Source organism: Microbacterium sp. 69-10 (genome assembly GCF_001897945.1).
Classification (GTDB): Bacteria; Actinomycetota; Actinomycetes; order Actinomycetales; family Microbacteriaceae; genus Microbacterium.
In genome coordinates, this window is the sequence record NZ_MKRT01000025.1 from 84,867 (window position 1) to 95,088 (window position 10,222).

The following is a 10,222-nucleotide window of genomic DNA, read 5'->3' on the forward strand; positions in this document are numbered from 1 at the left end:
TCGGATCGTTCGTCAGGTACTTCTTGGTCTCGCGCGCGACAAGGCCCGAGAGCACCAGCAGGCCGATCAGGTTCGGCAGCGCCATCAGGCCGTTCATCACGTCGGAGAACGCCCACACCACGCCGAGCTCGGTCGTGCAGCCGATGAACACCACCAGCGAGAAGATGATCCGGTAGGGCATGATCGCCTTCACCCCGACCAGCCTCTCCAGGCTGCGCTCTCCGTAGTACGACCAGCCGAGGATCGTGGAGCCCGCGAACAGCACCAAGCCGATCGTCACGATGTAGTGGCCCCATTCACCCGGCAGCCCGTGCGAGAACGCCTCGCCGGTCATCAGCGCGGGACTGATCTGCTCGCCCGTCGCCTCGTCGACCTTGTTCCACGTTCCGGTGGTGATGATCACCAGACCGGTGCAGGTGACGACGATGATCGTGTCGATGAAGGTCTGCGTCATCGACACGAGCCCCTGACGGACCGGGTGACTGGTCTTGGCCGCAGCCGCCGCGATCGCGGCCGAACCCATGCCGGACTCGTTGGAGAAGATGCCGCGGGCGACACCCATCTGCACAGCGACGATGATGAGCGAGCCCGCGAAGCCGCCCACGGCACTGGTACCGGTGAAGGCCTCGCTGAAGATCTGCGCGAAGGCGGCCGGTACGCCGGCGATGTTGGCGATCAGGATGTAGATCGCACCGAGCACGTAGAAGATGATCATGACCGGGACGAGTCCGGCCGTGACACGGCCGATCGACTTGATGCCGCCGACCAGCACGAGCAGCGCGAAGACGGTCAGCACGATGCCGGTGACCCAGGTGGGCACATTGAAGCTGTTCTCGAGGTTCGCGGATATCGAGTTGCCCTGAGTCATGTTGCCGATGCCGAAGCAGGCGATCACGGCGGAGATCGCGAAGAAGATCGCGAGGAACTTGCCGAACCCGTTCTTGATGCCGCGCTCGAGGTAGTACTGCGGACCGCCGGACTTCTCGCCCGCGGCATCGGTGGTGCGGAAGCGCACGCCCAGGAACGCCTCCGAGTACTTCGACGCCATGCCCAGCAGGCCGGTGACCCACATCCAGAACAGGGCGCCGGGCCCGCCGATGCCGATGGCGGTCGCCACGCCGACGATGTTGCCGGTGCCCACCGTCGCCGCCAGCGCCGTGGTCAGCGCCTGGAACTGCGAGATGTCACCGTCGGAACCGGGGTCCTTGCGGGTGAACAGGCCCAGTCGCAATGCCGCGCCGAGTTTGAGGAACTGGATGCCGCCGAGGCGGATCGTGAGGTAGAGCCCCGTTCCGAGAAGCAGCGGGATGAGGAACCAGGGCCCCCAGATCCATGAGCTGATGTTCTCCAGAACGGCCTGCAGGCCGGATAGGTCCATGACTTCTCCTGTCGTGCGTCGTTGCGAACGGATCCGGCCATCCTATTCACAGCCCGCACTCAGGTTCCAATATCCCGGCGTGGCGCTCGATCAGACGGGGCTGGTCAGCGCTGGCAGAACGGGCACCAGTACAGCTTGCGGGCACCGAGCTCCTCGAGCGCGATCTCCGTCCCGCACACCCGACAGGGCAGTCCCGCCCGGTGGTACACCCAGTGCCGGTCATCGCGGCTGGCCATGGCGGCCCGGTACTGCTCGGGCGACAGGTCGTCCATGGTCATCATCTGGCCGGTCTCGACGCCGATCGCGAGCAGCTGAACCCAGTCCCGCCACAGCTGCCGCACGACCTCCTCCGGTACGTCACGTCCCGGAGTGTGCGGGTTGAGGCGCGCGCGGAACAGCATCTCGGCGCGGTACACGTTGCCGATCCCGCTGACGACCGCCTGATCCATCAGCAGCAGCGCGATGGCCGTGGGCTTGCGCCGCACGATGCGGACGAACCGCTCCTCGCCCTCGGCGGGGTCGCCCACGAGCGGGTCAGGGCCCAGCTTCGCGACCGTGGCCAGCATCTCGTCCGGCGTCTGCAGCACGCACGCGGTGGGACCGCGCAGGTCGGCGCACGTGGCATCCGTCAGCAGGCGCAGCCGCACCTGGCCGACCACCGGCGGCGGCCACTCGGCGTCCTCGTCGGCGAGCCCCTTGGTCTGCTCCGACATGCGCACATGCACGCGAGTCTTCCGCGGAGCGCCGATCGAGGTGAGCGAGTTCTCCCCCGCTTCGTCGAGGATCACGCCGTCCAGATCGGTGCCGCGCTGATTGGTCTGCCCCATCCGTCCGTTGGCGGACGCGATGGTGGGGTCGACCAGGATCTCGCCGGCGAAGTCCCACGCGCCGTAGAGCCCGAGATGGACCCTCAGCCAGGTGTCGCCCTCGAACTCGAGGAACATCTGCTTGCCCACCGCCATCGCCTGCAGCATCTCGCGACCCTCGAGCACGGCTGCGCCCTCGGCGAAGCGGCCCTGCGGACTGGAGGCGTGCACCGGGAGTCCGACGAAGTTGCGCGCGAACTGGCGCGCGATGCGGTGGACGGAATGACCCTCGGGCATGTCAGGCGCGCGGGTCCGGCAGGAGCGATCCGTCCCGCTCGAAGTCGGCGATCTGGGCGATGCGCCGCGCGTGGCGCTCCTCGCCCGAGAACGGCGTGCCGATGAACGTGTCGATGAACGAGGTGACCTCGTCGAAGGTGTGCTGGCGCGCGCCGATCGAGATGACGTTGGCGTCGTTGTGCTCGCGGGCGAGCTCCGCGGTGGAGGTGTTCCACACCAGCGCCGCACGGATGCCCTGCACCTTGTTCGCGGCGATCTGCTCGCCGTTGCCCGAGCCCCCGAACACCACGCCCAGCGCCTCGACGCCCGCGGTCCGATCGGCGATCACGGCCTGCGCCGCACGGATGCAGAACGCCGGATAGTCGTCGAGCGCGTCGTACTCCACCGGTCCGTGATCGGTCACGTCGTGCCCTGCGGAGCGCAGATGCTCCTGCAGGCGGGTGGAGAAGTCGAGACCGGCGTGATCGGTGGCGATGTGGATGCGCATGGTGCCCATCCTACTTTCCGGTCCGTCCCGCTCAGGGCAGGATGCCGGCGGCGGCCGGCTTGAATCCGGCGCGCACGTTCTCGCAGCATCCGGGACGGCAGACGTCGAACGAACCGCCCACCGAGGCCACCCGCGCGCGATCGGCGTTCGGGCGTCCCTCCAGGCGCTCCTGGATGAGGTCGACGATGCCGGCGACGAACGCCGGCGACACTCCCGGCGTGGGTGTCCGCGTGAATCGCAGGCCGGCCTGCTCGGCGGCTTCCTTCGCCTCGGTGTCCAGATCCCAGAGCACCTCCATGTGGTCGCTCATGAATCCGACCGGCACGACCGCCACGGCCTCCCTGCCGCGCCCGGCCAGCTCGCCGATCACGTCGCACACGTCCGGCTCGAGCCAGGGCTGCGAGGCGGGGCCGGAGCGGGACTGGTAGACGAGCTCCCAGTGCACGTCCGCCGCGGCCGGCAGCAGGCGCGCGACCCGATCCATCACCCAGGCGGCGACGGACTCGTGCTGCGCGGCGTAGGCTCCGCCCGGACCGAAGTCGATGTCGCGGGGGCCGGAGCGCTCGGCATCCGCCGTCGGGATGCTGTGCGTGGAGAACAGCACCTGCACGGCGTCCGCGGGGACGCCCTCGGCGAGGAACGCGGCGACGGCGTCATGCACGCCCTCGACGAACGCCTGAACGAAACCCGGGTGGTCGTAGAACGGCCGGATCTTGTCGATGGTGACCACCCCGTCGTACTCCGTGCCGTCCAGTACGCGCGCGAAGTCCTCGCGGTACTGCCGGCAGCTGGAGAAGGAGCTGTACGCGCTGGTCGCGAACGCCAGGAGCGTGGTGTCGCCGTGCCCGGCGGCCTCCGCCACGGCGTCCTCCAGATACGGCGCCCAGTTGCGATTGCCCCAGTACACGGGCAGGTCGATCGAGCGCGCCTCCAGCTCGGCCTCGAGCGCGGCCTTCAGCGCGCGGTTCTGTCCGTTGATCGGGCTGACCCCGCCGAAGTGACGGTAGTGGTGCGCGACCTCCTCGAGGCGCTCGTCGGGGATGCCCCGTCCACGGGTCACGTTGCGCAGGAACGGGATGACCTCGTCCTGCCCCTCGGGTCCGCCGAATCCGGCGAGGAGGATCGCGTCGTACGCGACCGGCTGCTCGATGAACGGTTCACCCCCGGATGCTGCGGAAGAGGCGTGCAGAACGACATCCGTTGCTTCAGGGATCACGCACTCCATCCTTCCACTCCCGGCTATGAGCCAGCGCGGAGTCGCTTGCCCGACACGTCGCCTGGCGTAGGCTGTCAGGGTTGCCGTCGGCGCCAGCAGTGCCGACGAGGGACGACACCCCCTCACCACTGGGAGAAACAGCTGTGCCTGGAGAGAACCTCACCCGTACCGAAGCGCAGGAGCGCCGCGCCGTCATCGACACGCAGTCCTACCAGGTCTCGCTCGACCTGACCAAGGGCGCGGAGGTGTTCGGATCGCGCAGCGTCGTGCGCTTCACCGCCACCCCCGGCGGCGCCACCTTCATCGATCTGATCGCGAAGGAGGTGCGGGAGATCTCGCTCAACGGCGAGCAGATCGACCCGAGCGAGGCCTTCGCCGACTCGCGCATCGCGCTGAGCGGCCTGCAGGCCGAGAACGTGCTCATCGTCGACGCCGACTGCCTGTACACCAACACCGGTGAGGGCCTGCACCGCTTCGTCGACCCCGTCGACGGCGAGGTCTACCTGTACTCGCAGTTCGAGGTGCCCGACTCGCGGCGCATGTTCGCGGTGTTCGAGCAGCCCGATCTGAAGGCCACGTTCCAGTTCACGGTCACCGCGCCCGCCGCGTGGAAGGTCGTGTCGAACTCGCCGACCCCCGAGCCGATCGTGCACGACGCCTCGACGGACTCCGGCACCCAGCAGACCGCGACCTGGGGCTTCGAGCCCACCCCGCGGATCTCCTCCTACATCACGGCCCTGATCGCGGGTCCGTACGAGGCCACCTTCTCCGAGCTCACCAGCGCATCCGGCCGGGTCATCCCGCTCGGCGTGTACGGCCGCAAGAGCCTGTGGGCGCACCTGGACGCCGACTACATCTTCGACAAGACCCGTGAGGGCTTCGCGTACTTCGAGTCGAAGTTCGGCGTGCCCTATCCGTTCGCCAAGTACGACCAGCTCTTCGTGCCCGAGTTCAACGCCGGCGCCATGGAGAACGCCGGCGCGGTCACGTTCACCGAGACCTACGTGTTCCGCAGCAAGGTCACGGATGCCGTCAAGGAGCGCCGCGTCGTCACGATCCTGCACGAGCTCGCGCACATGTGGTTCGGCGATCTGGTCACCATGAAGTGGTGGAACGACCTGTGGCTGAACGAGTCGTTCGCCGAGTGGGCGTCCACCATCGCCACGGCCGAGGCCACCGAGTGGACCGAGGCGTGGACGACCTTCGCCGCCATGGAGAAGACCTGGGCCTACCGCCAGGATCAGCTGCCCTCCACGCATCCGATCGTCGCCGAGATCAACGACCTGCAGGACGTTCAGGTCAACTTCGACGGCATCACCTACGCCAAGGGCGGGTCGGTGCTCAAGCAGCTCGCCGCCTGGGTGGGCATCGAGGCGTTCTTCGCCGGTGTCTCGCAGTACTTCCAGAAGCACTCCTGGGGCAACACCGAGCTCAGCGACCTGCTCACCGAGCTCGAGGCCACCAGCGGCCGTGAGCTGAGCACCTGGGCGAAGAAGTGGCTGGAGACCGCGGGCGTCAACACGCTCGCGCCGGTCATCGCCGAGGACGCAGCCGGGGTCATCACCCGTTTCGCCGTCACGCAGACCGCTCCCGCCGACTACCCGACGATCCGTCCGCACCGTCTGGGCATCGGCTTCTACAACCTCGACGGCGAGGCGCTCGTGCGCACGCACTACGTGGAGGTCGACATCGACGGCGACCGCACAGAGATCCCGGAGCTGCAGGGCCTGCAGCGCCCCGACATGGTGCTCCTGAACGACAAGGACCTCGCGTACTCGAAGATCCGACTCGACGACCGCTCCCTGGCCACCGCGATCGAGCACCTCTCCGACATCAGCGACCCGCTGGCGCGCTCGCTCGTCTGGGGCGCTGCCTGGGATCAGACCCGCGACGCCGAGAGCCCGGCATCCGCCTACATCGACCTCGTGCTCGGCAACATCGGCCGCGAGACCGAGTCGACCACGGTGCGCACCACGCTCTCGCAGCTGCTGCTGGCCGCCTCCAGCTACGTCACCCCCGAGAACCGCACAGCGGCGCGGGAGAAGGTCGCCGACGGCCTCTGGGCGCTCGCGCAGCAGGCGGAGTCCGGCAGCGACAGCCAGCTCCAGCTGGTGACGGCGTTCGCGAACACGCTGGTCACCCCCGAGCACGCCGGCGTCGTCGGGCGACTGCGCTCCGGCGAGGAGACCCTGCCGGGTCTGGACATCGACGCCGACCTGTCGTGGCAGCTGCTGAACGGCCTGGCAGCGATCGGCGCGACGGATGCCGCAGCGATCGACGCCGCACTGGCCGCCGACAACACGTCCAAGGGCGCCGAGTTCGCCGCGCAGGCACGCGCCGCGCTGCCGACGGCGGAGGCGAAGCAGGCGGCCTGGTCGTCGCTGATCGACAATGCCGACCTTCCGAACACGATCGTCCGCTCGGCGGCGCTCGGCTTCGTGCACCCCTCGGGCGTCGAGGTGCTCGGCGACTTCATCCCGAAGTACTTCGACATGCTCGTGCCCATCTGGGAAGGTCGCACCTACCAGATCGCCGACTACCTGGTCGTGGGCCTGTACCCGCGGTCGCTGGCCAGCGTGGAGCTGCGCGACGCGACCCGCGCGTGGCTGTCGTCCCATCAGGACGCGTCTCCCGCGCTGCGCCGCCTGGTGCACGAGAACCTCGCCGACGTCGAGCGGGCTCTGGCCGCGCAGTCCCGGGACGCCGAGGACTGATCCGCACGGACCACTCTGCGAGAAGGCCTCGGCGCACCCAGTGTGCGCCGAGGCCTTCTCGGTAACATCGAGATGATGAATCTCCACCTCGCAGCCGATCCCCTGGCAGCCGCTGCCGACCCCACGACCTGGGACAAGATCCTCGCGTGGTTGGGCGAAGCCGGTTGGAACGCGATCGCCGTCGCGATCATCATCGCGTCCTGCGTCCTCGCGGCGTTCGTCCTGCGCCTCGTCATCCGTCGGGTCGTCAAGCGCATCGTGGACAGCGCCAAGAGCAAGGCCAGGGTCGACGACACTCAGGCTCTGGAGCGCTCTCCTCTCGCGGACATGCGGCTGGTGCAGCGCACGCGCACGCTCGGCACCATCCTGCAGAACATCGTCAACGTGATCCTGATGGTCGTGGCGATCGTGCTCACGGTCAATCAGCTGAGTCCTTCACTGCTCGGCTCTCTGACGCTCCTCACCGCCGCCGTGGGCGCGGGCCTCGGTTTCGGCGCTCAGAACATCGTCAAGGACGTGCTGAACGGCCTCTTCCTGGTCGCCGAGGATCAGATCGGCATTGGCGACGTCGTGGATCTGGGCCTGGCATCCGGTGTGGTCGAGTACGTCAGCGTGCGCATCACGCAGGTGCGCGACGTGAACGGCACGCTCTGGTACGTGCGCAACGGCGAGGTGACGCGCATCGGCAACATGTCGCAGGGCTGGGCGCGCGCGATCATCGATCTCGGCGTGCAGCCGGATGCGGATCTCGAGCTCGTCGAATCCACGATGCTGGAGACCGCGCAGGGACTGGCCAAGGACCCGAAGTGGCGCACGCGCATCATCGAGCGCCCGGAGGTCTGGGGTCTGGAGTCCGTCACCGGCGACGCGCTGGTCGTGCGCGTGGTCATGAAGACTCGTGCCAATGCCATGGACGACGTCGCGCAGGAGCTGAGGGCGCGTCTGCGCCAGGCTCTGACCGAGAAGGACGTGCTGGTGCCCAGCCTGGCATCCGTCACCCTCTCCGGACTGGAGGGTGCGCGCCGCGTACGCGGCGCCAACCCGCCCAAGACCCGCCCGAACGCGATCACGGGTGTGCCCCCGGTCGCCGAGCGGGGAGTCTGGCGGCGCAAGAAGACCGGCGACAAGGAAGGCGACGCCAAGTGACGTTCTACGACGAGATCGGCGGTCACGCCACCTTCCAGCGCATCGTCGAGGTGTTCTACCGCGAGGTGGCCGTGGATCCGGTGATGCGTCCGATGTACCCGGAGGAGGATCTCGGCCCCGCCGCCGAGCGTCTGACGATGTTCCTGGAGCAGTACTGGGGAGGGCCCGGCACGTACAGCGAACGCCGCGGACACCCGCGGCTGCGGATGCGGCACGTGCCGTTCCACGTCAACCCGGATGCCCGTGACCGCTGGCTCGCGCACATGCGCACCGCCCTCGACGAGGCGCAGCTCTCGCCCCTGCACGACGCGACGTTCTGGGACTACCTGCAGCGCGCCGCGCACTCGCTCGTGAACACGTTCGAGGACTCCCCCGAACCCCCTCCGACGACGATCGGCCCCACGCAGGAGCGCCGTCCCGATCTCGGACTGACCTCCTGATCCTGCCCTCACCGACGACGAAGGAGTCGCCATGGCATCCCGCACCCACGACACGGACGTGCTCGTCATCGGCTGGGGCCTGTCCGGCCTGGTCGCCGCCGCAGAAGCGCTGGAGGCCGGCAGGCGGGTGACCCTCATCGACCAGGAGCCGCGCTCGAACCTGGGCGGGCAGGCCTGGTGGTCCTTCGGCGGCCTGTTCCTCGTCGACTCCCCCGAACAGCGGCGGATGGGCATCCGTGACTCCCTCGAGCTCGCCACCCAGGACTGGTTCGGCAACGCCGGGTTCGACCGACCGGAGGACGAGTGGCCCCGACGCTGGGCGTCCGCCTACCTGGAGTTCGCCGCCGGCGAGAAGCGCAGCTGGCTGCGCGAACGCGGTGTCGGCTTCTTCCCCGTCGTGGGCTGGGCCGAGCGGGGAGGCGGGGGCGCGATCGGGCCGGGCAACTCCGTGCCGCGCTTCCACATCACCTGGGGCACCGGCCCCGGCATCGTCGCGCCCTTCGCCGCGGCCGTGGAGTGCGCCGAAGCGGACGGGCGGGCGACGATCCTCCCGCGTCACCGGGTGACGAGGCTGATCGTGGAGGACGGCGCCGTGGCGGGAGCGGGCGGCGACATCCTCGCCGAGGACCTGACCGCCCGCGGCATCCCCTCCTCGCGCGAGCGCTCCGGGGAGTTCGAGATCCGCGCGGACGCCGTGATCGTCGCATCCGGAGGCATCGGCGGCAACCACGATCTCGTGCGAGCGGCCTGGCCGGACCGGCTGGGCACGCCTCCGGAGCACATGCTCACGGGTGTCCCCGCCTACGTCGACGGCTCCATGCACGCCGTCTCCGAGGCGGCAGGGGCGCATCTGATCAACGGCGACCGGATGTGGCACTACGTGGAGGGCATCGAGAACTGGGATCCGGTGTGGCCGAGTCATGGCATCCGCATTCTTCCCGGCCCCTCATCGCTGTGGCTGGACGCGACCGGCACGCGCCTGCCGGTGCCGCTGTACCCCGGGTTCGACACGCTCGGCACGCTCGCCCACCTGCGCACCACCGGGCACGACCACTCCTGGTTCATCACCTCACGGGGGATCGTGGAGAAGGAGTTCGCGCTGTCCGGGAGCGAGCAGAACCCCGACCTCACCGGCAAGGACCTGAAGCTGCTCGTCAAGTCCCGCCTCGCGAAAGGCCCGACCGGCCCGGTGCAGTCGTTCCTGGATGAGGGCGCCGACTTCGTCGTCGAGAACGATCTGGAGTCCCTCCTGACGCAGATGAAGCGGATGCCGGGAGGAGAGGCCCTGGACGTGGATCGGGCTCGCCAGGAAGTCCTGGCGCGCGACCGCGAGATCGGCAACGACTTCACCAAGGATGCCCAGATCGCCATGCTGCGATCGATGCGGGCGTACCGCGGCGACAAGCTGATCCGCACCGCTTCCCCGCACCGGCTGCAGGATCCTGCGGCTGGGCCCATGATCGCGGTCAAGCTGCACGTGCTGACCCGTAAATCCCTGGGCGGCATCCATACCGATCTGGACGGGCGCGCACTGGCCGACGACGGCACGCCGATCCCCGGCCTGTTCGCCGCCGGGGAGGCGAGCGGATTCGGCGGGGGCGGCGTGCACGGATACCGTGCGCTGGAGGGGACGTTCCTGGGCGGGTGCCTGTTCTCCGGGCGTCAGGCGGGACGCGCGGCGAGCCGCTGAGCTGCTCGTCCCTCGCACGGGCCGCGTTCCGCCGGCCCGAACGCGGGG

Annotated in this window: 8 protein-coding genes; 4 read left to right on the plus strand and 4 right to left on the minus strand. The window is 68.9% G+C overall.

Annotation, left to right across the window (positions count from 1 at the left end; genetic code table 11):
• From BGN97_RS13435 to BGN97_RS13450, 4 genes are all read right to left on the minus strand, one after another.
• The coding region (locus tag BGN97_RS13435) for a sodium:alanine symporter family protein (protein WP_292702475.1) at positions 1-1,378 on the minus strand (1,378 nt) is incomplete at its 3' end.
• Positions 1,379-1,482: 104 nt separating this feature from the next.
• Positions 1,483-2,481: a DNA-formamidopyrimidine glycosylase family protein gene (locus BGN97_RS13440; protein ID WP_292702477.1), complete on the minus strand. Its 999-nt coding sequence runs from the start codon at positions 2,479-2,481 to the stop codon at positions 1,483-1,485.
• A 1-nt stretch (position 2,482) separates the two neighbouring features.
• Positions 2,483-2,968, minus strand: a complete 486-nt coding sequence (locus BGN97_RS13445) for a ribose-5-phosphate isomerase (RefSeq protein WP_292702480.1) — start codon at positions 2,966-2,968, stop codon at positions 2,483-2,485.
• Between the two features lie 31 nt (positions 2,969-2,999).
• Positions 3,000-4,184: a ferrochelatase gene (locus BGN97_RS13450; RefSeq protein ID WP_292702482.1), complete on the minus strand. Its 1,185-nt coding sequence runs from the start codon at positions 4,182-4,184 to the stop codon at positions 3,000-3,002.
• A gap of 143 nt (positions 4,185-4,327) precedes the next feature.
• Here BGN97_RS13450 and pepN point away from each other — a divergent pair, with 143 nt between their 5' ends.
• The 4 genes from pepN to BGN97_RS13470 all read left to right on the plus strand — a co-directional run bounded on the left by pepN (position 4,328) and on the right by BGN97_RS13470 (position 10,174).
• Entirely contained in the window at positions 4,328-6,898 is a 2,571-nt protein-coding gene (gene pepN, locus BGN97_RS13455; protein WP_292702485.1) for an aminopeptidase N, read from the plus strand.
• 75 nt (positions 6,899-6,973) lie between these two features.
• The gene (locus tag BGN97_RS13460; RefSeq protein WP_292702487.1) at positions 6,974-8,044 is read left to right on the plus strand and encodes a mechanosensitive ion channel domain-containing protein; all 1,071 of its coding nucleotides are present in this window, start codon (positions 6,974-6,976) and stop codon (positions 8,042-8,044) included.
• Positions 7,999-8,484 (plus strand): globin, encoded by a 486-nt coding sequence (locus BGN97_RS13465; RefSeq protein ID WP_292702613.1) that lies wholly within the window; start codon positions 7,999-8,001, stop codon positions 8,482-8,484. The genes BGN97_RS13460 and BGN97_RS13465 overlap by 46 nt, the downstream gene beginning before the upstream one ends.
• Before the next feature lie 31 nt (positions 8,485-8,515).
• Positions 8,516-10,174 carry an FAD-binding dehydrogenase gene (locus tag BGN97_RS13470; protein WP_292702489.1) on the plus strand — a complete coding sequence of 553 codons (1,659 nt, stop codon included), beginning with the start codon at positions 8,516-8,518 and terminating at the stop codon, positions 10,172-10,174.
• Positions 10,175-10,222 lie beyond the last annotated feature (48 nt).